This is a genomic window from Helicobacter pylori (assembly GCF_030062585.1).
In the GTDB taxonomy this organism is placed as follows: Bacteria; Campylobacterota; Campylobacteria; order Campylobacterales; family Helicobacteraceae; genus Helicobacter; species Helicobacter pylori_CN.
In genome coordinates, this window is record NZ_CP071935.1 from 1,232,363 (window position 1) to 1,252,779 (window position 20,417).

A 20,417-nucleotide genomic window follows, 5' to 3' on the forward strand; every position below is an offset into this window, starting at 1 on the left:
AATTTTTAAGAATAACAACCATTACAAACTCCTAGCACCATTTAATGGCTCTCATTATACTCAATTTCATAAAACAATCTTGATAGCCGGCATTAAATCGTTGTTTTCTTCTATTTTTAACATCCTCACATCTTTAACACAAACCGCAAAACTTGGTATTTGCTTGGCTAAAATTTGCACCGTAGCGACGCAAGTAACAGCGTTGATGGTCTCATCGCCAAAATACACGCTACCTTGTTGCCATTTAAAGCCGTGTTGTTCCATGAATTTACGAATATCAGAATAAACTTTTGACAGATTCACTCCGTTTTCATTCAAGCAATTCGTGTCAAGATCAAAAGTTACAGCATACATCATTAGCTCCTTTATTGGTGTTATAGCATATTTTTACTTAGAATTTCGTTTGATAACTCATGCGTTTTACAACCCATGCGTTTGAGAATAAAACAATTTCATTTCTTTAGAAGCGAACTGGTTTTTTAAAGCTTGAGCCAAAGATAAAGCCACTTCATCGCTTAAAAAAAGCTTGAATTTAGCGTAGTCTTTACGCCCGCTCACCTGCTCTTTTTGGCTTAAAAGCAATGAAGAAGCGGCGTATTTATAGCATTCCACATAAAAAAAATCATCAAAACCTTTTTCAAATAAATAATCTATTAAAGCGTCTTTCAAGCAAATATCAATATAAATTTCTAAAGCGAGCATGCAAAATCCTTTAACTCAAACGATTTTAATCTTTTTAGCAATGAGCATGAACATGGGCGGTAGTAAGAGTAAGGTTAGAGCGCTTGAGGTAACCAAACCTCCAAGCACCACGATCGCTAAAGGTTTTTGGACTTCTGATCCCACGCTATGAGAAAATAATAAAGGGAGCAAACCCAAACCGGCAATGCAAGCGGTCATTAAAACCGGTCTCAAACGCCTTTTAGCGCCCAATAAAACGCATTCTTCTACGCTTTTTCCTTGCAAGAGAAGCTCTTTAAAATAGCCTATCATCACCACGCCATTTAAAACCGCAATCCCAAAAAGAGCGATAAAGCCCACGCTCGCTGGCACGGAAATATACTCCCCTACCGCAAACAACGCAATAAGCCCTCCAGTAACCGCAAAAGGGATATTCAAAAGAATGAGCAAGGCTAAAGGAATGCTTTTAAAAGTGAAAAAAAGAATGAAAAAAATCGCTAAGATGCTTAAAGGGATAACAGTGGAAAGCCTTTTGTTGGCCCGTTGCTGGTTTTCAAACTGCCCCCCATAAGTGATATAGTAGCTAGGAGGGAGCTTGATGTTTTGAGCGATCACTTTTTTAGCCTCTTCTACAAAAGAGTTCAAATCGCGCCCCACCACATTACTGCGAACCACGCTCATGCGCATTGAATTTTCACGCACGATAGAAACAGGGCCATCCACTTCTTCAATTTTGGCGATAGAAGTGATAGGCACTAAAACGCCATATTTTGAAGTCAAGGCCAAACTTTTGATTTTAGTGATAGAGCTTGCAAAATCGCTCTCTTGACGGATCATCACTGGGGTTCGTGAAATCCCTGTAGGGATCACATCCACGATCAAACCCTCTAAAGCGGATTTTAAAAACTTGGAAAATTCATCGCTACTGATCCCCACATCCGCCATCGCTTCTTTATTAGGGGTTACATACAAATAATTCACGCCCTCATTAAGCGTGGTTAAAACTTCACTAGATCCTTTAATCCCTTTTAAAACTTGCACGATTTGAAAACTCAACTCGTTTAAGGCGCTAATATCATCTCCAAAAATCTTAACCGCTAAATCCCCCCTAACCCCTGTAAGCATTTCAGAAATCCTCATTTCAATGGGTTGGGTGAAAGAAAAGTTAATCCCCTTAAAGTCTTTTAAAGAATCTATGATTTTTTCTAATAATTCATCTTTGGTTTTAACGCTCCATTCTTTTTTAGGGATAAAAGAAATAAAAGTATCGGTTTGATTCAAGCCCCCTAAATCCAGCCCCAATTCATCGCTCCCTGTGCGCGCGACAATGCTTTTAACTTCCTTGACATGCTTTTTAATCGCGCTCTCAATGTTTAACATGAGATCCCTAGATTGATCTAAAGAAATAGAAGGGGTGGTTTCCACGCTCAAAACCACATCGCCCTCATCTAAAGCGGGCATGAAATTCTTCCCCACAAAAGGGAATAAAGAAAGGCTTGCGATTAAAAAAACAAACGCTCCTAAAATCACTTTTTTAGGGTTATGCACAAAAAATTCCAATAAAGGGGCGTAGATTCTGTTTAAAAACCTCGTTAAAAAGGTTTCGCTATGGGGCGTGGCTTTTAAGACAAGAGAGCTCACTACAGGAATGATAGTGATGGATAGAACTAAAGTGCCTAAAAGCGCATACACAATGCTTTGCGCTAAAGGCCTAAACATCTTGCCCTCTAACCCCTGTAAGGTTAGAATCGGCACAAAAAACACAATAATAATCACCACCCCGCTCACCACTGAAACGGCGATTTCTTTACAAGAACGATAGATTGCATGGAGTTTAGTGGTTTTAGTGTTAGCGCTCAATTTTTCAAAAGCGTTTTCCACCACCACCACGGCTGAGTCAATGAGCATGCCTATAGCGATAACCAACCCCCCTAAACTCATCAAGTTTAAAGTCAGATCGCTAAACTTGATAAAAATAAACGCCACGGACAAGCTTAAGGGTAAAATCGCCCCCACAGCCACGCTCGCCCTCAAATTCCCTAAAAATAAAAAGAGCGTGATGATGATTAAAACAACGGCTTCAATGAGCGTTTTAGAAACGGTGGCAACGGCTTTTTGCGTAAATTCTGAGCGATCATAAAAAACATTAATGGACACGCCACTCGGTAAAAAGGGTTTTAATTCTTCTAGTTTTTGATACACTTGAGTGATGATTTCTTTCGTGTTGGCTTCTTTTAAAGAAAGCACCAAGCCTTCTGTGGTCTCGCCCACGCCATCTTTAGTGACAAACCCTAAGCGGGTGCGAGACTGGCTGATGACTTTTGCAAAATCCTTAATGTGCAAATGCCCTAAATTCGTGGAAACGGTGATTTTGCCAATGTCTTCTAAACTCAAAGAAGCGGTTTGGATTTTGACTAAAAAGGTTTCGCCATCTCTATCCACGCGCCCCGCTCCGCTGTTTCTTAAATTCACTCTCACAGCCGATTCTAAATCAGAAATACTCACCCCAAGTCTCGCCATGTCATTAAAATCCGGCACAATCACAAACGCTCTGCTAAAGCCTCCAATAGAATTGACATCCGCCACGCCACTAATCATTCTCAATTGCGGGCGGATCACAAAGTCTAAAAGCTGTCGTTTTTCTATCTCAGTGATATTGCCATCAATGGTGAACATAAAAATGTCTGATAGAGGCGTAACAATGGGCGCCATGCCCCCTTCAACCCCCACGGGTAGATCTTTCATCACGCTGCTCAAGCGCTCATTGACAATATTCCTCGCTAAATAAATATCCACGCTGTCATCAAAATCTATCGTAATGTCTGAAATAGAATATTTTGAAACACTTCTTAAAGATTTTTGCCCTTTCAAGCCTAAAAGCTCCAATTCTAAAGGGCGCACGATGTTGTTTTCCATTTCTTCAGGGCTAGAGCCGGGGAGTTTTAAAATGATTTTAACTTGAGTGGGCGAAATATCCGGGAAAGCGTCCACTGGAGTGTGGATAAAACTATAAGTCCCAAAAAACAAAATAAGAATCGCGCCAACAATCACGATCACTCTTTGGCGTAAGGAAAATTCAATGATGGAAGCGAGCATCATTCTTCCCCTAAATTGTTGATCATGCCTTTTAACCCTATCAATGACCCCACTGCCACGCTGTCATTGGGGTGTAAATTTTGAGCGTTCACGATAAAAATCTTGCTGCGCTCTTCTAAAACTTGAACCACCACAGGCCTAAAACCTTTAGGCGTTCTCACAAACACCAGGTAATCTTTCCCGTTTCTAATTAAAGCGTTTGAAGGGATTAAAACCGAGTCTTTGGGTTGAGAGCCTTGAATATACATTTCTACCATTTCCCCCACATGGTAATTGCCCTCATCTAATAAAGCGGTGGCTAAAATCGTGTTAGAGCCTTTGTCTAACACCACCGAAACGCTTTGGATTTTCCCGATTTTTTCCCCCTCTTCATTATAGACCGGCGAATCCCTTTTAATGGTTTTAGAAACGCCTACAGGCAATTTGATTTGAGCGATTAAATCATCGCTTTTTGAAATACGCACGTAGCTAGTGAAAGCCAAAATCTTTTCGCCCACATTTTTAGGCGCTAACGCTAAAAGACCGCTGTCTCTAGCCACAATCCTAAAACCATACTGCCCTTTAGGGTTTTTGGGATCCACGCCAAAGCTTTTAAACGCGCTCTCTAATTGTTCCACCTTTAAGCCCATTTCTTCACTGGTTAGAAAGCTCGTTTGATACTCCCTTTTAGGGATCACCCCCGCCCTATAAAGCTCTAAATCTTTTTTAGTAATATCTTTAGCGATCTTTAATTTATTTTGGTTGTTTTGCAATTCAAAATACAGATTGCTTAAATCAATGGAGCTCACTTCACAGATCGCATCTCCAGCCTTCACCTGCTCGCCCTCTCTTTTATAAACAGCGACCACAGACGCATCAAAACTCAAGCTCTGCACCACAGAGCTTTTACTATCAAAATCAATATAAGCGTTAAAAGGAAGCCCTTTACTGAAAATCTCTTTATCTAATTTAATCACCTTTAACCCCATGGGTTGCAAGTTTTTTTCTTCTAAAACAATTTCTGGATACTCTTTGGCTTCCAAAAAAACACCCAAAACGCCCATTAACATAAGCCACCATAACGCCCGCTTCAATGCAATTCTCCTAATCTGGTCAAGCTCTCCCCTAAAGTCTCTTCTAAAAGCGCGCTAATATCAATGTATTCAATCTTGGCTTCCGCTAGAGTGATGAGAGCGTCCATGTAAGAATTTTGATAAATCAAGTATTCAAAAAGCCCGATTTTTTGGGCTTCATAAGCGATGCGCCCCATTTCCATCAAACGCTTCTTATTGGCAATGGCTTCTTTTTGGGTTTCAATGTATGCTTCTTTGGTTTTGAGCTGGTTTAAGTAGGAATTGGCGTTAATTCTAATGTTTCGTTTCATCACTTCATTTTGCGCGAGCGTCCCGCTTTGCAAATCCAAGAATTTACGCTTTTGATAGATATTTTTAGGCGTTACCGGTAAAGGGATATGCACTTCTATAGAAAGATTGGTTGAAGAGTTATAGCTTTCAGAGCCAATCCCAAATTCAAATGCATTAAACACGTCTCTATTAGCCAGTTTCGCATTCACTTGATAATCTTTAGCCGTCAAATCCAAAATATCCACATACAACGAGCGATCCAATTTGAACTTTAAAGCTTCAGGCTCTAATCGCACGTATTCAAAATCCAAACCGATCACCTTGACATCATGCAAATGGTCTAAATAAGTGTCAAAATGCACCCCCTCTTTGACCGGCTCCACAATCGCAAGCATCGTGTCTAGCATCTTTTCTAAATCTATGAGTTTGGTTTCCACATTGGTTTTAGCGAGTTTGGATTCCAAATAAGAATTATTGAAGTTGATATAATCTTTTTCGCTCATGCTGCCGGCTTTGACTTTTTCTTTAGCGATTTTGAGCTGCGAATAAAAGTTCGCTTCTCGTTGCGCATACACCTGATACTTTTCTTTAGTCATCACATAAGTCAAATAAAGGCGTTTAGCGCCAATAAAAGCGAGATTTTTATTCAATTGATAGCTTTTATCGTATTGAATGGTTTTGATAGAAAGGCTTTTGGATAAAAGCGAACTCACCCATGGGAGCTTGGGTCTTACCATTAAAAGGGTTCTGGGCTGCGCTTCTACAATGCCTTGGAAGTTTTTCACCATAGAAGTTTCATTATAAATATAGGGGAAATCCCAAGCGTTCACGGAGCGTTGCTCATTCAAACGGCTTTTAAAATCGGCTTTTTTGCCGATCAACTCCATTGAATTAATTTCTACTTCTTTAAAAAACTCTTGTAGGGTAAAGATTTTCGCGCTAAGCATGCCCGCACTAAACATGCTTATAAAAAAAGTTACCCCCAAAAAACGCTGGATTTTGCATTTGACAGCATTAAATCGCAATTTCTTTAATATCCCCAATTTCTAAGAAACTTTGATACACGCCCCACAAGAAATTTTTACGATTTTTTTGGATTTCTATATCTTTATCCATGACTAGCACGCTTTTAAAATACTCTTCTAAAGGCGCATGCAAACCAAAATAAGCCTCTATTTTGCTATCCAAACTCTCAAAAGCGCTCATTTTGATCGCGTTAAACGCTTCAAAAAGGGCATGCTCTTGCGATTCTTTGAAAAGACTCGTAGAAAACCCGCTTGATTCGTTAGGGTTTCTGTCTTTATTGATATTGGCTAGGCGTTTGAAAGCGCTAAAAAGCAACTCTTTTTTTTGAGCGTTCTTGGGTTCATCTAAAAAGCGTTTTAAGGCTTTGACTTTCTGGATGATTGTAACAATGTCTCGCTCGTTGGTGTTTAACACGCTCCTTATAATAGAGGGGTTACAATCTATTAAATTATGAAAGCGCTCCAGTAAAAACTTCTCTAAAATTTCTAAATCAAAGCTTTGATAAACGCCCACTTTTTCAAAGAGGTTTTTCAAATCCGCTTTCAAGTCAAATTCTAACCCGTAATGCGCAATGATTTTCAATAGCCCAAAACTCAAACGCCTTAAAGCAAAAGGATCTTTAGATCCGCTAGGGATTTTACCCGCGCTAAAAAGAGAAAACAAGCTGTCTAATTTCAAGCTCAAAGCCACGATCGCGCTAAAAACACTAGAGGGCAAGGGGGCGTTTTCGCTTGCGGGCAAATACTGCTCTTTCACACTCAAGGCGACCAACTCGTTTTCGTTTTGTTCTAAAGCGTAGTAATAGCCCATGATCCCTTGAAGCTCGCTAAATTCATACACCACTTCACTGAGTAAATCCGCCTTAGCGATTTGAACGGCTCGGCCAATCAATTCAAGGGCTTTTTCTAAAGGCATGTTTAAAGATGAAATATATTTTTGCGTCAAGTATTGAGCGATGATCGCTTCGCGCTCCATTTTATCTTTTAAAGTCCCTAAACCTTGCACAAAAACCACGCTCTCTAAAGGGGCGTTATCTAAGGGCTTTTTAAGATCGTTTTCATAAAAGAAAACCGCATCGCTCAAGCGGGCTTTTAAAACCTTTTGATTGCCTGCAATGATTTTTTGCTTGTCTTTATTGATAGCGTTACTCACCACAATAAAGCCGTTGTGCAATGTTGGGCTTTCTTCTTGGCTTTTTTGACAAAAGGTTGCAAAATAGCGTTGGTTTTCTTTCATGGAAGTGGTGATGATTTCACTGGGTAATTTTAAAAACGCCTTGTCAAACTCCCCCAAAAGCGCGCTGGGGTATTCCGTGATCGCTACAACCTCATCTAATAGATCCCTATCTATTTCTACGCTAATGTGATGCTTTGTTTCTAGCTCTTTAATTTCTTGTAAGATTTTAGCTTCGCGCTTTTTAGGGTCTAAAATGACATGGTTTTTTTCTAAAACTTCAAAATACGCTTTAGGGCTATCCACTTGGATGAAATCAAAACCCTCTTGTCGGTGCGCTTTGGTGGCTTGCTTGGTTTTAAAGCCATACTCTTTGACTTCAATACCGTTAAAATTTTCCCCATTAAACAACACGCAAATATTATGAATGGGTCTGATAAAGCTTTTTTCCACATTGCCCCAACGCATAGACTTCCCGAAATTCAAACCCTCTAAAAACTCTAACACAATGGGCATGATTAAATCTTTTGTAGGCTCTTTTTCATGGATTTTAGCGTGATAAAGCACCTCTTTATTGTTTTTAAACGCTGTTTGGAAATGCTTGGGATCCTTTAGTCCTAATTTTTGATAAAACCCTAAACCTAGCGCGTTCAACCCTTGCGTTTTATCTTCATTGTTGCATGCGATTTTAACGGGAGGCCCAAAAAATTCCTCTTTGGTTTCTTGGGTTAAAAGAGGAAAGTCTTTGATAAACAAACACAAGCGCCTAGGGGTGTAAAAAATCTCTATATTTCCCACTTCTAAAGCGCGTTTTTGAAAAAGAGCGTGGAGTTTTTTAGGCATTTCTTTATATTCATTCAATAACGCTTGTGCGGGCAATTCTTCAACTAAAATCTCTACTAACAATTCATCTGAATGCAAAATCTCAATTCTCCCTAAAAAACAAAATCACTTTTAAGACTAAATCATGTTAGAATTATACTTGAATTTATTTTTAGTTTAGTTTATTTTTTAAATACAAAAGGTAGGCGTTTTGAAACATTTGACCCCACTCACTCACACCCTTTTTAAAGCCTTATGGCTAGGCACGGTCTTAAGCGCATCTTTAAGCTTAATTGCAGCAGAAAGCCCCACTAAAACAGAGCCTAAGCCCGCTAAGGGGGTTAAAAACAAACCCAAATCTCCCGTTACTAAAGTCATGATGACCAATTGCGACAACCTTAAAGACTTTAACGCTAAGCAAAAAGAAGTCTTAAAAGCCGCCTATCAATTCGGCTCTAAAGAAAATTTAGGCTATGAAATGGCAGGCATCGCATGGAAAGAATCATGCGCAGGGGTTTATAAAATCAATTTTTCCGATCCGAGCGCGGGCGTGTACCATTCTTATATCCCAAGCGTTCTAAAAAGCTATGGACATAATAACAGCCCCTTTTTGCGTAATGTGATGGGGGAATTGCTCATTAAAGACGATGCGTTTGCTTCTGAAGTGGCTTTAAAAGAGTTGCTCTATTGGAAAACACGCTACCATGACAATCTAAAAGACATGATCAAATCTTACAACAAGGGCAGTCGTTGGGAAAAAAACGAGAAGTCTAACGCTGATGCTGAAAAATATTATGAAGAGATACAAGACAGGATCAGGCGTTTGAAAGAATCTAAAATCTTTGATTCGCAGTCCAGTAATGACCAAGAATTGCAAAAAAGCGCTAATAGCAACCTAGATTTAGACCCTATCGGCAACGCCATGCCCCAAACTTTAGCCGCCCAAAAATCTCAAACAGAAAAATCTCAAATAGAGGAAACCCAAGCAGAAAAACCCCAAGAAATGAAAGAGACAACTAGCGAGCAAACAGCCAACAAGCCAGAAAAAGCAAAAGATAAACCCATGTATTTCACTCAAATCAATAGCGCTGATTTCACACCCGCTAAAAAACGCTCTCAAAAACCGGCTAAAGCGAGTCCAAAACGCTCCTCTAAAAATAATATAAATAATGTAAAAAGCCACACTAAAACCGCTTCCAAAAATTCCAAAAAACAAGAAGTGTGCAAAAATTGCTCTCCAGGGCAAAGGAATGCGATTTTAGCCAACCACATCACTCTCATGCAAGAGCTTTAAAAAGTCCTAAAAATGGCGCAAAAAACTCTTTTGATTATCACTGATGGCATTGGGTATCGTAAAGATAGCGATCATAACGCTTTCTTCCATGCCAAAAAACCCACTTATGATTTGATGTTTAAAACCTTGCCTTATAGCCTGATTGATACGCATGGCTTGAGCGTGGGCTTACCTGAAGGGCAAATGGGAAATTCTGAAGTGGGGCATATGTGCATTGGGGCTGGTAGGGTACTTTATCAGGATTTAGTCAAAATTTCTTTAAGCCTTCAAAACGATGACTTAAAAAACAACCCCGCTTTTTTAAACACGATCCAAAAAAGCCCTGTGGTGCATCTTATGGGTTTAATGAGCGATGGAGGCGTGCATTCACACATTGAGCATTTTATCGCTCTGGCTTTAGAGTGTGAAAAATCCCATAAAAAAGTTTGCCTGCATTTAATCACCGATGGGCGCGATGTCGCCCCTAAAAGTGCTTTAACCTACTTAGAACAAATGCAAAATATCTGCAATGAAAACATTCAAATCGCTACCATAGGCGGTCGTTTTTATGCGATGGATAGGGATAATCGCTTTGAAAGGATTGAGCTTGCGTATCATAGTTTAATGGGGCTTAATCACACGCCTTTAAGCCCTAGCGAATATATCCAAAGCCAATACGATAAAAATATCACCGATGAATTTATCATGCCTGCTTGTTTTAAAGATTATTGCGGCATGCAAGATGGTGAAAGCTTCATTTTTATCAATTTCAGGAATGATAGGGCCAGAGAAATCGTGAGCGCTTTAGGCCAAAAGGAATTTAGCGGCTTTAAGCGTCAAGCTTTTAAAAAACTCCATATCGCTACCATGACGCCTTATGATAACACTTTCCCCTACCCTGTTTTATTCCCTAAAGAAAGCGTTCAAAACACGCTCGCTGAAGTGGTGTCTCAACACAACCTGACCCAAAGCCATATCGCTGAGACTGAAAAATACGCGCATGTAACCTTTTTCATCAATGGCGGAGTGGAGACGCCTTTTAAAAATGAAAACCGAGTGCTTATCCAAAGCCCTAAAGTTACCACTTATGATTTAAAGCCTGAAATGAGCGCTAAAGAAGTAACCCTTGCGGTGTTAGAGCAAATGAAACTAGGCACGGATTTGATCATTGTGAATTTTGCTAATGGCGATATGGTAGGGCATACGGGGAATTTTGAAGCGAGTATCAAAGCGGTAGAAGCAGTGGATGCATGCTTAGGGGAAATCCTTTCACTGGCTAAAAAATTGGATTACGCCATGCTTTTAACCAGCGATCATGGGAATTGCGAGCGCATGAAAGATGAAAACCAAAACCCCTTAACCAACCACACCGCCGGGAGTGTGTATTGCTTTGTTTTAGGGAATGGAGTCAAATCCATAAAAAACGGAGCGTTGAACAATATCGCTAGCAGCGTGTTAAAACTCATGGGCATCAAAGCCCCAGCAACGATGGACAAACCCCTATTTTAAATTAAAGGAAAAGAATGCAAATTGATGACGCATTATTGCAACGCTTAGAAAAATTGAGCATGCTAGAGATTAAAGACGAGCGTAAAGAGAGCGTTAAAGGCCATTTAGCCGAGGTTTTAGGCTTTGTGGAAAACATCTTCGCTTTAGAAACTAATAATCTAAAAACAGATACGCATCTTAGCACCCCTTTAAGAGAAGACGAGCCTAAAAGCCAACCTAACATTGCCAAAGAGATTTTAAGCCACAACAAACACAGCCAAGATCATTATTTCGTTGTGCCTAAAATCATTGAATAAGTTTCATTGAATAGGTTTCATATCAAGTTAAAAGCTTGATTTTTGAAATCAAACAGACAGAAAAAGCTATCGCTTGATTCAATTCAAACTTTTTACTATTTTATTTTTAAAAACGCTTTCAGCCTTTTCTTAACTCATCAAGAATTTCCACTAACCCCGCAACCGCCTTTGTGATTTCTTCATGCGTGATAATATAAGGAGGCATGAGATAGATCGTGTTGTTTAAGGGGCGTAATAACAGACCTTTTTTTAGAGCTTTTTTAAAAACCGCTAAACTCAAACGCTCTTTGGTTTGAATAAAGACTTCAAAGGCAAAGACCATGCCCAAATGCCTTAGATTAGACACCACTTGTTGCTCTATCAAGGGTTTTAACGCCTTTTGGAGCGTGCTAAAAATAAACTCGCTCAAAGCCTTGTTTTTTTCAATAACATTTTCTTTTTCAAAAATATCCAGCGTGGCGTTCGCGCATGCGCATGCTAGGGCGTTTCCTGTGTAGCTGTGCGAATGCAAAAACGCTTTATTTTCTTCATAGGGAGCGTAAAATTGGTTATAAATTTCATTGCGGGTTAATAGCACGCTTAAAGGCAAATACCCCCCGCTAATCCCCTTAGACAAGCATAAAAAATCAGGCTCAATCCCGCATTGTTCATAAGCAAACATGCTCCCTGTGCGCCCAAACCCGGTAGCGATTTCATCAAAAATAATGTGGATATTTTTTTGCTTGCACAATAAAACGGCTTGTTTTAAATATCTTGCACTATAAATATGTATATTCCCTGCACATTGCAAAAGAGGTTCTGCAATGAAGGCGCAAATTTCTCCACCATGTTTATCTAACAAACGCCTTAAAGCGTTCAAACTATTTTCTATTTCATTATCGTTTTTAGGCACGGGTGTAGTGAGATTTTTGAGTAATAAAGGGGTGTAAGTGTCTTTATAAAGTTTCACATCGCCCACGCTTAACGCTCCCAAAGTCTCGCCATGATAGGAATTAGAAAGCGATAAAAAAAGCTTTTTGCGGCGCGTTTGGTTTTTTAAAAAATGGGCGTGATAGCTCATTTTCAAAGCGATTTCAATACAAGATGAGCCGTTATCCGCATAAAAGCATTTATCCATACCGGTGAGCTGGCAAAGCCTTTGAGAGAGCGTGATAATGGGCTTATGGCTAAAAGAAGCCAAAAGGACATGCTCTAGATTATCAATTTGATTTTTAAGCTGCTGGCTGATGTAGGCGTTATTATGCCCAAAAAGATTCACCCACCATGAGCTGATTAAATCCATGTAAGCGTTATCATTAAAATCATAGAGGTAAATCCCTTGAGCCTTTTTAATGGGGATAATGGGGAAATTTTGATGCTCTTGCATTTGCGAGCAAGGGTGCCAAAGATACTCCAAATCCAAAGTGGCTAAATTTTCTTGAAAATTCATGTTAAAAACTCTCTATAATAAGGATAATTTTAATAACCTTTGGTTAAAATAAGGTTATTTGATTTTACTATAAGGTTGTTTAAACCTGAATTTCACATTTTTGATTTTTTAAAAGGGATTAGAATTCTTATGATTGAATGGATGCAAAATCATAGAAAGTATTTAGTGGTTACAATATGGATAAGCACGATCGCTTTTATTGCTGCCGGAATGATAGGCTGGGGGCAATACAGCTTCTCTTTAGATAGCGATAGCGCTGCCAAAGTGGGACAGATTAAGATTTCTCAAGAAGAATTAGCCCAAGAATACCGCCGCCTTAAAGACGCTTATGCTGAGTCTATCCCTGATTTTAAAGAACTCACCGAAGATCAAATCAAAGCCATGCATTTGGAAAAAAGCGCACTAGATTCGCTTATCAATCAAGCTTTATTGAGGAATTTCGCTTTAGATTTAGGGCTTGGCGCTACGAAACAAGAAGTGGCGAAAGAGATCAGAAAAACAAGCGTTTTTCAAAAAGATGGCGTTTTTGATGAAGAACTGTATAAAAATATCTTAAAACAAAGCCATTACCGCCCCAAACACTTTGAAGAAAGCGTTGAAAAGCTTTTGATTATCCAAAAAATCAGCGCTCTATTCCCCAAAACCACCACCCCTTTGGAGCAATCCAGTCTATCGCTTTGGGCAAAATTGCAAGACAAATTAGACATTCTTATCCTAAACCCTAATGATGTTAAAATCTCTCTCAATGAAGAAGAGATGAAAAAATATTACGAGTCTCATAAAAAGGATTTTAAAAAGCCCACAAGCTTTAAAACGCGCTCTTTATATTTTGACGCTAGTTTAGAAAAGCCTGATTTGAAAGAGTTGGAGGAATACTACCATAAAAACAAGGTGTCTTATTTGGATAAAGAGGGGAAATTGCGGGATTTTAAAAGCGTTCAAGAGCAAGTCAAGCATGATTTAAGCATGCAAAAAGCGAATGAAAAAGCCTTAAGGAGTTATATCGCTCTAAAAAAGGGGAATGAGCAAAACTACACCACACAAGATTTTGAAGAAAACAACTCCCCCTATACTGCTGAAATCACGCAAAAACTCGCCGCTCTCAAACCCCTTGAAATCCTAAAGCCAGAGCCTTTTAAAGATGGTTTTATTGTGGTGCAACTCATCTCTCAAATTAAAGACGAATTGCAAAATTTTAATGAAGCTAAAAGCGCTCTTAAAACCCGCCTAACTCAAGAAAAAACCCTTATGGCATTGCAGGCATTAGCTAAAGAAAAGCTTAAGGATTTTAAAGGGAAAAGCGTGGGCTATGTAAGCCCTAATTTTGGAGGCACTATTAGCGAACTTAACCAAGAAGAAAGCGCTAAGTTTATCAACACCCTTTTTAACCGCCAGGAAAAAAAGGGGTTTATTACTATTGGTAATAAAGTGGTGCTCTATCAAATCACAGAACAAAATTTCAACCACTCATTTAGCGCAGAAGAAAGCCAGTATATGCAGCGTTTAGTCAATAACACTAAAACGGATTTTTTTGATAAAGCGTTGATAGAAGAATTGAAAAAACGCTATAAGATAGTCAAATACATTCAATAATGCAAGGGGAAATAATGGAACATAAAGAAATCGTTATAGGGGTTGATATAGGCTCTAGAAAGATTTGCGCCATAGTGGCTGAATTTAAAGAAGGGATTTTGCGCATCATTGGCACAGCCCATCAAGACTCTAAAGAAATCAATTCAAAAGCCATTAAAAGAGGGCGTATCAATAGCCTTGCTCACGCTTCCAACGCCATTAAAGAAGTGATTAATAGCGCTAAAAAAATGGCGGGTTTGAACGCTGATGAAGACAGGAATAACCCCATTTCCTCCTTTAGAGAATCGTATTACCCTAAAACTAAAGCGATTGTTTCTTTTTCTGGGGCTTATACTGAAAGCATTAGAGATGTTACCGGTGTGGCTAGCACTAAAGACAATGTGGTTACTATAGATGAAATCAATCGCGCTATCAATAACGCATGCGCTAAAGCAGGCTTGGATAACGATAAACATATTTTACATGCCCTCCCTTATCGCTTCACTTTAGACAAACAAGAAGTGAATGACCCCTTAGGGATGAGCGGGACTCGCCTAGAAGTCTTTATCCACATTGTCTATACAGAAAAAAACAACATTGAAAATTTAGAAAAAATCATGATCCAATCTGGGGTGGAGATTGAAAACATCGTGATCAATTCTTATGCAGCCTCGATTGCCACCTTGTCTAATGATGAAAGGGAATTGGGCGTGGCTTGCGTGGATATGGGCGGAGAGACATGCAACCTTACGATTTATAGCGGCAATTCCATACGCTATAACAAATACTTACCCGTAGGCTCTCACCATTTAACCACGGATTTATCGCACATGCTCAACACCCCATTCCCTTACGCTGAAGAAGTTAAGATCAAATATGGGGATCTTTCTTTTGAAGGCGGAGAAGAAACGCCCTCTCAAAGCGTCCAAATCCCTACCACCGGCTCTGATGGCCATGAAAGCCATATTGTGCCGCTTAGTGAAATCCAAACTATCATGAGAGAAAGGGCTTTAGAAACTTTTAAAATCATCCACAGGAGCATTCAGGATAGCGGTTTAGAAGAGCATTTGGGCGGGGGCGTTGTGTTAACCGGTGGGATGGCTTTAATGAAAGGGATCAAAGAACTAGCCAGAACCCATTTCACTAATTACCCGGTGCGTTTGGCGGCCCCTGTGGAAAAATACAATATCATGGGCATGTTTGAAGACTTGAAAGATCCTCGCTTTTCAGTCGTGGTTGGCTTGATTTTATACAAAGCAGGGGGGCATACCAATTATGAAAGAGACTCTAAAGGGGTTATCCGCTACCATGAAAGCGATGATTACACAAGAACAGCCCATCAATCAAGCCCTACCCCCCATATCCATTCATCGCCTACAGAAAGGAATTTGAGCGATTTAAAAGCCTCTAGCGCTCCTTTAAACACCGCTAAAAACGATGATTTCTTACCCATAAAAACCACCGAACAAAAAGGTTTTTTTAAAAGTTTCCTTGATAAGATTTCCAAACTCTTTTAAGATACAGCCATTTCTTTATGCGATAAAAACGCCTTGATAGTTATCAAAAGCCAGAAAACATGGTATAATCCTTTAGCTATTTATCAAAGTTTAAGATTTGCAAAAATCGTATCTCAAGGGGAATGTGGCTATGGTTCATCAATCAGAGATGGAAAATTATAATATCGGTCAAGCGAGCATTGAAGAAGTAAGCGATCCAGCTTATAAAGGGGCTAAGATTGTCGTCATCGGTGTTGGAGGTGGGGGGTCTAACATGATTAAACACCTGGTTGAATACGGCGTGCATCAAGATGTTACCCCCATTGCAACGAACACTGATGGCCAACATCTCAAAAACAATCCCGCTCCGGTTAAAATCCTTTTAGGCAAAGAATCCACTGGAGGTTTAGGCGCTGGGGGGATTCCTGATATTGGTAGGAAAGCCGCTGAAGAAAGCGCTAATGAAATTAGAGAAGCGATTAAAGACGCCAAATTAGTCATTGTCTCTACAGGGCTTGGAGGAGGGACTGGGACTGGAGCCACCCCTACTATCGTTAAAATCGCAAAAGAAGTGGGAGCGCTCACGATTGCTATCGTTACTAAGCCTTTCAAATACGAAGGATCTCAAAAAAGCAAGAAAGCCGAAGAGGGGTTAAAGGAATTGGAGCAATCTAGCGATTCTATTTTGGTTATCCCTAATGATAAAATTCTTTTGACCATGAAAAAAAACGCCAGCACTAAAGAATGCTATAAGGAAGTTGATGATGTCTTGGTTAGGGCTGTGAGTGGCATTTCTACGATCATCACTAAACCCGGTGATATTAATGTTGATTTTTCCGATTTAAAAAGCGCTCTTGGTTTTAAAGGCTTTGCGTTAATGGGTATTGGTGAGGCCACTGGCGAAGAATCCGCTAAATTAGCAGTGGAAAATGCGATCCAATCGCCTCTTCTTGATGACGCTTCTATTGATGGGGCTAAGAGCATTATTGTCTTTTTTGAACACCACCCTGATTATCCTATGTATGCTTATTCTCAAGCTTGCATATCTATTCAAGAACGAGCCAATCAAGATGTTGATGTTAAGTTTGGTCAACACACGAGCGAGAGTATCCCCATTGATCATGTGCGCGTTACTATCATTGCAACCGGTGCTGAAAGAAACAGCGGTGGAGTGGGTTTGGAATCTATCGCTACGCCCTCTCAGCCTGTGGTGAAACAAACAAGAAAAGTGGGTAATAGCGATTTTTTAAGAATCCCCACTGAAGAAGAACTATCCACACCCACAGCCATAAGGATCCAGCAAGATTAATTGCAAATCTCGCTTTCCCCCCTATTTTTATAGGGCTATAATAAAGCGGTTTGTTGGGTTTGCTCTCATTTATTTTTTTAGAATAAAATTAAGAAGCTTTGATTTTAAAACTTTGATTTTTCGTTATGCTGATTTTTAGAGCGTTTAGAGAGATTTTAAAGCGCTTAAAGGGGAATATCCCAAAGCACCCCCTAGTCAATAAAACGCTAGAAACTCATTTGGCAAAAACCAAGAGCTTTCATGCTTGCGTAAATTCATAAACTCCGTTATAGATTTGGGAAGTCAATACATTTTTAATTTGATTGAGTTCTGCATTCTTAAGGGCTGATTGAGAAACTTCAATGACTAGATGATTGAACGCTTCACCGCTTTATCAATCTCAAAGATAAAATCATATAAGTGGTGTCTTTAATCAAAGCATAAACTAGGTCTATGTTTTCTGTTTGTCTTATCGCTAATAAGGTGTCGTGGGATAGTTTCGCGTTCACATTGATGAACTGATTGAGTAGGTCTTGTTTGTTAATGGAACAATACCCAGCGTTAGTATCAAATTGATTAGTTTTAAGGGGTTTGGGTTTGTATGTGTTATCTAGAACGCTATCCATAGTAAAGGAAGCGTTCAAGTCGTAGGAGTATCCAGGAACCCACTTGCTCCAATTTTCCCAACCACCCCTAGTTCCTCTTATTTTTCTCTATCCGTTCTCTATCAAATTGGCTTTTAATTTAGCAAGAACACTGTTAGCGGTAATGTCTTTTTGTTCGGTTACCTTATAAGTTCTTGCTATACTTTCATAGGTAGAGAACCCAAACCTAGCGGATTTAGATTTATCATCTCTTTTGATTTTATCTTTTTTAGTTTCGCTGTAGCTGTGTTTAGCAACGCTACGCATAAACTCCGTGAAAGCAATCAAAAAGTCAGGGTTTGACTGACCATTAGGTAAGGCTTCATCAGTGATAGAGTTCCTAAATTTAGGGTCTTTTAATTCAGCAAAGGGTTCTCTAAGTCTTGTTTTTTCCCCATCAAGCATCAAGTAGGGGTAAGGGGTAGTGCATATTAAAGTGAATACAGCCCCACGCTTATCTTTAGGGCTGTTGATAATAATGCTGTCTTGGTTGAACTCCCTACCCAAATTCACTATGATGTCTTTGAACTGATTTTTATTATGGAATGGTTTGAGTTCAAAACAAATGAAGCTAGTTTCTATGTTAGCTTGTGGCATACCTGCTTCTCTGTATAACCTTTAACAATTTTGTATCCTATGTAGCCCTTGTATAGGTCTAGCTTTTTTCTCAACCACTTGGTTCTTTTTTCGTTATCAGTGTTAGTGAGCATAAAGGGTTTTAAAAGGGCTTCAACTTCCTCTTTTTTCTCGCTCTCTGTTGTCGCATTCAGTTCTAAAATCTTGGTGGCTTCTTTTAATCCATAATCCGCAATAATGGCTTTATCGTTATAAGTCCTATAACCAGAGATAACCGCTACTGGGCAGTTTAGCATCCGATCGCATAATCGGCTCATAGATAAAGCGGTGGTATTCATTTTTTGAGCCATAGTCAAATCATCATAATACACCAGGTTATTGTCTCTTTTTGATCTTGTGTTTAAAACGGCTCGTAACGCTGACTTTTTCTTATCATACTCGTTTAATTGAACGGATAGGGGTTGGTTAGAATTGACAGAGATTTTGAAGAGAGGTATTTGCTTTTAGCTTCCTTATATTCCTTAAAGGCGAGCATCAATGAGAAATGATAACGAATGGGAATTGATAGGGTTTTTTTCGCTATTAAGTTAGATTTGGTGCGTTTAGAATTATCCGCACCGATGAAAAGGTTTTTGAAATCGCTTGACATAGGGTCTCCTTTAAAATTCAGGTATTACCACAATCAATGCGCCTCACACCAATCACTTAGAAGAGTCTTGATTTTTAATAGCAATATCTAGCTTGTTGAAAGGGATTTCAATGTGGTTAGCGTCTAGGGCGTTTTTGATGCGTTCAATGAGTTCGCTCCTCACATTAAAGATCCCATCTTCAATCTTTGCCCAAACCCTAATGGTGAAATTCAATGAACTTTGTCCAAAATCCGTGATCCCAATAAAAGTGGGCATGTTTTTATCAATTTTTTCCATTGAGTCAATAACATCTTTTATAGTCTTATGCACCAGTTCAATATCGCTCCCATACCCTACCCCACAGACCCATTCAATGCGCCGACACGCCGTGTTATTGCTATTAATAATATTAGAATTAGCGACACTTCTATTGGGTAAAACCGCCAAACGCCCGTCATGCAAGCGTAAAGAGGTGTTAAAAAAATTAAGCGCTTCTACTTTGCCCTCTAATCCAGAGATTTCAATGATGTCTCCTTTTTTGAACGGGTGCAAGATAATAAGGATTATCCCTCCAGCAATGCTTGAAAGGTAATCTTTTAAAGCCAACGCCACAGCGATCCCTACCGTTCCTAAAACAGTGATAATAGAAGTGGTTTGGACGCCTAGCGTGCTGAGCGCGATGATTGTAGTAATGATAAGGATTAAGATAAAAGTAACCTGCGCGACAAAATTCGCCAAAATCTCATCCTTTTTGGATAAGAGTTTCATGGTTTTGTTCCGTAAGAAAAACGAAAAATAAAAACCTATACAAAAGACAACAATAGCCTTGATTAAGACTATCCCAAAATGCTTTGCCTGCGGGAAAAAATCCACTAACAGCGTTTTAATTTCATCCATAAATCTTTCCTTGCAAATCACAAAATCGCTAACAGAGACAAGATAACTTATCCTTATGTAGCTAATTTGACATGTTATCATGTTTAGGACTAACCTTATTATCCACAACTCAAACGCCCAATCCAGCACTAGCGATAAATTCAGTGGCTTTTAAGATGCTGTCTAATGAAAAAGGGGTTTTTAGCGTTGAACCTAGAGATTACTTTATGCGCACCCCCAACTTGATGGCTACCACTCACTTTATGGTAATGATTACCCCCTAGTTTGGCTTTAATGGATTTTATCGTTACGCTATCAACAGATACCGCTCTATAAGATTTTCGCATAAAAGCCATGGTGTGTTTAAAAATCTCTGAGTAATTCTTTAGGAATTTAGGTGAGTTGGGGCTTTCTCAATTATAAAAGAATAAACCCCTAAAACCCCTAAACATAAACAAACAAAAACAAGCAATCAATAATGAAATTAAATAAAAAAGCAAGATTGAAAAAACATTTCCCTATCCCTGCACCGACCTACATTCCCACTCTTGAAAAGAGCAGTATTATCAGCGATGAAGAGCTTGACTTCCAGGTTCGGAATGGTTAACTGGGTAGTTCCTCTTCTCTAAAGGCACAAGGAAAAGGGAGCTAAAGATAAATCGCATTTACCCTTAACTCCCCTTTCTCT

18 protein-coding genes and 1 rRNA gene are annotated in these 20,417 nt (G+C 39.3%); 6 read left to right on the forward strand and 13 right to left on the reverse strand.

Annotated features, from left to right (window positions below; translation table 11 throughout):
* Window positions 1–66 precede the first annotated feature (66 nt).
* From J5F42_RS05940 to glyS, 6 genes are all read right to left on the reverse strand, one after another.
* Window positions 67–354, reverse strand: coding sequence for a virulence factor (locus J5F42_RS05940; RefSeq protein WP_078241751.1), 288 nt, complete (start codon window positions 352–354; stop codon window positions 67–69).
* A 66-nt stretch (window positions 355–420) separates the two neighbouring features.
* Complete coding sequence (locus J5F42_RS05945) at window positions 421–702, reverse strand: DUF3240 family protein (RefSeq protein WP_000880319.1); 282 nt, start codon at window positions 700–702, stop codon at window positions 421–423.
* A 15-nt stretch (window positions 703–717) separates the two neighbouring features.
* The gene (locus J5F42_RS05950; protein WP_283491617.1) at window positions 718–3,777 is read right to left on the reverse strand and encodes an efflux RND transporter permease subunit; all 3,060 of its coding nucleotides are present in this window, start codon (window positions 3,775–3,777) and stop codon (window positions 718–720) included.
* Window positions 3,777–4,850: an efflux RND transporter periplasmic adaptor subunit gene (locus tag J5F42_RS05955; protein ID WP_283491222.1), complete on the reverse strand. Its 1,074-nt coding sequence runs from the start codon at window positions 4,848–4,850 to the stop codon at window positions 3,777–3,779. The genes J5F42_RS05950 and J5F42_RS05955 overlap by 1 nt, the downstream gene beginning before the upstream one ends.
* The gene (locus J5F42_RS05960; RefSeq protein WP_283491223.1) at window positions 4,847–6,145 is read right to left on the reverse strand and encodes a TolC family protein; all 1,299 of its coding nucleotides are present in this window, start codon (window positions 6,143–6,145) and stop codon (window positions 4,847–4,849) included. Before J5F42_RS05960 ends, J5F42_RS05955 begins: the two co-directional genes overlap by 4 nt.
* The gene (gene glyS / locus J5F42_RS05965) at window positions 6,135–8,240 is read right to left on the reverse strand and encodes a glycine--tRNA ligase subunit beta (RefSeq protein ID WP_283491224.1); all 2,106 of its coding nucleotides are present in this window, start codon (window positions 8,238–8,240) and stop codon (window positions 6,135–6,137) included. The genes J5F42_RS05960 and glyS overlap by 11 nt, the downstream gene beginning before the upstream one ends.
* Before the next feature lie 112 nt (window positions 8,241–8,352).
* Between glyS and J5F42_RS05970 the strand changes: the two genes are divergently transcribed.
* From J5F42_RS05970 to gatC, 3 genes are read left to right on the forward strand one after another with little or no spacing between them, the layout of a single operon-like run.
* Window positions 8,353–9,435: a hypothetical protein gene (locus tag J5F42_RS05970; RefSeq protein ID WP_283491225.1), complete on the forward strand. Its 1,083-nt coding sequence runs from the start codon at window positions 8,353–8,355 to the stop codon at window positions 9,433–9,435.
* 12 nt (window positions 9,436–9,447) lie between these two features.
* Window positions 9,448–10,923, forward strand: a complete 1,476-nt coding sequence (gene gpmI / locus J5F42_RS05975; protein WP_283491226.1) for a 2,3-bisphosphoglycerate-independent phosphoglycerate mutase — start codon at window positions 9,448–9,450, stop codon at window positions 10,921–10,923.
* A gap of 14 nt (window positions 10,924–10,937) precedes the next feature.
* Window positions 10,938–11,219, forward strand: a complete 282-nt coding sequence (gatC, locus tag J5F42_RS05980) for an Asp-tRNA(Asn)/Glu-tRNA(Gln) amidotransferase subunit GatC (RefSeq protein WP_078262429.1) — start codon at window positions 10,938–10,940, stop codon at window positions 11,217–11,219.
* Between the two features lie 118 nt (window positions 11,220–11,337).
* Here the strand turns inward: gatC and J5F42_RS05985 are convergent, their stop codons facing one another.
* Complete coding sequence (locus tag J5F42_RS05985) at window positions 11,338–12,648, reverse strand: adenosylmethionine--8-amino-7-oxononanoate transaminase (RefSeq protein WP_283491227.1); 1,311 nt, start codon at window positions 12,646–12,648, stop codon at window positions 11,338–11,340.
* A 129-nt stretch (window positions 12,649–12,777) separates the two neighbouring features.
* On the opposite strand from J5F42_RS05985, the gene J5F42_RS05990 reads away from it, so the two are divergent.
* The 3 genes from J5F42_RS05990 to ftsZ all read left to right on the forward strand — a co-directional run bounded on the left by J5F42_RS05990 (window position 12,778) and on the right by ftsZ (window position 17,025).
* Window positions 12,778–14,241: a peptidylprolyl isomerase gene (locus J5F42_RS05990; protein WP_097699911.1), complete on the forward strand. Its 1,464-nt coding sequence runs from the start codon at window positions 12,778–12,780 to the stop codon at window positions 14,239–14,241.
* Between the two features lie 14 nt (window positions 14,242–14,255).
* Entirely contained in the window at window positions 14,256–15,737 is a 1,482-nt protein-coding gene (ftsA, locus tag J5F42_RS05995) for a cell division protein FtsA (protein WP_283491228.1), read from the forward strand.
* A gap of 130 nt (window positions 15,738–15,867) precedes the next feature.
* Window positions 15,868–17,025 (forward strand): cell division protein FtsZ, encoded by a 1,158-nt coding sequence (gene ftsZ, locus J5F42_RS06000; protein WP_039092074.1) that lies wholly within the window; start codon window positions 15,868–15,870, stop codon window positions 17,023–17,025.
* A gap of 692 nt (window positions 17,026–17,717) precedes the next feature.
* On the opposite strand, the gene J5F42_RS06005 is transcribed toward ftsZ, so the two are convergent.
* The 6 genes from J5F42_RS06005 to rrf all read right to left on the reverse strand — a co-directional run bounded on the left by J5F42_RS06005 (window position 17,718) and on the right by rrf (window position 20,368).
* Window positions 17,718–18,245, reverse strand: coding sequence for a hypothetical protein (locus J5F42_RS06005; RefSeq protein WP_232262319.1), 528 nt, complete (start codon window positions 18,243–18,245; stop codon window positions 17,718–17,720).
* Window positions 18,227–18,595, reverse strand: a complete 369-nt coding sequence (locus J5F42_RS06010) for a hypothetical protein (RefSeq protein WP_097699910.1) — start codon at window positions 18,593–18,595, stop codon at window positions 18,227–18,229. Before J5F42_RS06010 ends, J5F42_RS06005 begins: the two co-directional genes overlap by 19 nt.
* Window positions 18,596–18,666: 71 nt before the next feature.
* The gene (locus J5F42_RS06015; RefSeq protein ID WP_198973128.1) at window positions 18,667–18,873 is read right to left on the reverse strand and encodes a hypothetical protein; all 207 of its coding nucleotides are present in this window, start codon (window positions 18,871–18,873) and stop codon (window positions 18,667–18,669) included.
* A 52-nt stretch (window positions 18,874–18,925) separates the two neighbouring features.
* Window positions 18,926–19,750, reverse strand: coding sequence for a small-conductance mechanosensitive channel MscS (mscS, locus tag J5F42_RS06020; protein WP_078271622.1), 825 nt, complete (start codon window positions 19,748–19,750; stop codon window positions 18,926–18,928).
* Window positions 19,751–19,890: 140 nt separating this feature from the next.
* A complete protein-coding gene (locus tag J5F42_RS06025; protein WP_120957542.1) occupies window positions 19,891–20,085 on the reverse strand; it encodes a hypothetical protein in 195 nt (64 codons plus the stop codon).
* A 165-nt stretch (window positions 20,086–20,250) separates the two neighbouring features.
* A 5S ribosomal RNA gene (gene rrf, locus J5F42_RS06030) occupies window positions 20,251–20,368 on the reverse strand.
* Window positions 20,369–20,417: the final 49 nt, after the last annotated feature.

What these genes read in the sequence shown, in the direction of transcription:
- J5F42_RS05985 (WP_283491227.1), bottom strand. Translation starts at nt 12,648, where the DNA reads ATGAATTTTCAAGAAAATTTAGCCACTTTGGATTTGGAGTATCTTTGG.
- gatC (WP_078262429.1), top strand. Translation starts at nt 10,938, where the DNA reads ATGCAAATTGATGACGCATTATTGCAACGCTTAGAAAAATTGAGCATG.
- J5F42_RS05945 (WP_000880319.1), bottom strand. Translation starts at nt 702, where the DNA reads ATGCTCGCTTTAGAAATTTATATTGATATTTGCTTGAAAGACGCTTTA.
- ftsA (WP_283491228.1), top strand. Translation starts at nt 14,256, where the DNA reads ATGGAACATAAAGAAATCGTTATAGGGGTTGATATAGGCTCTAGAAAG.
- J5F42_RS06025 (WP_120957542.1), bottom strand. Translation starts at nt 20,085, where the DNA reads ATGGCTTTTATGCGAAAATCTTATAGAGCGGTATCTGTTGATAGCGTA.
- ftsZ (WP_039092074.1), top strand. Translation starts at nt 15,868, where the DNA reads ATGGTTCATCAATCAGAGATGGAAAATTATAATATCGGTCAAGCGAGC.
- J5F42_RS05940 (WP_078241751.1), bottom strand. Translation starts at nt 354, where the DNA reads ATGTATGCTGTAACTTTTGATCTTGACACGAATTGCTTGAATGAAAAC.
- J5F42_RS05990 (WP_097699911.1), top strand. Translation starts at nt 12,778, where the DNA reads ATGATTGAATGGATGCAAAATCATAGAAAGTATTTAGTGGTTACAATA.
- J5F42_RS05950 (WP_283491617.1), bottom strand. Translation starts at nt 3,777, where the DNA reads ATGCTCGCTTCCATCATTGAATTTTCCTTACGCCAAAGAGTGATCGTG.
- gpmI (WP_283491226.1), top strand. Translation starts at nt 9,448, where the DNA reads ATGGCGCAAAAAACTCTTTTGATTATCACTGATGGCATTGGGTATCGT.
- J5F42_RS06015 (WP_198973128.1), bottom strand. Translation starts at nt 18,873, where the DNA reads ATGTCAAGCGATTTCAAAAACCTTTTCATCGGTGCGGATAATTCTAAA.
- J5F42_RS06005 (WP_232262319.1), bottom strand. Translation starts at nt 18,245, where the DNA reads ATGCCACAAGCTAACATAGAAACTAGCTTCATTTGTTTTGAACTCAAA.
- mscS (WP_078271622.1), bottom strand. Translation starts at nt 19,750, where the DNA reads ATGGATGAAATTAAAACGCTGTTAGTGGATTTTTTCCCGCAGGCAAAG.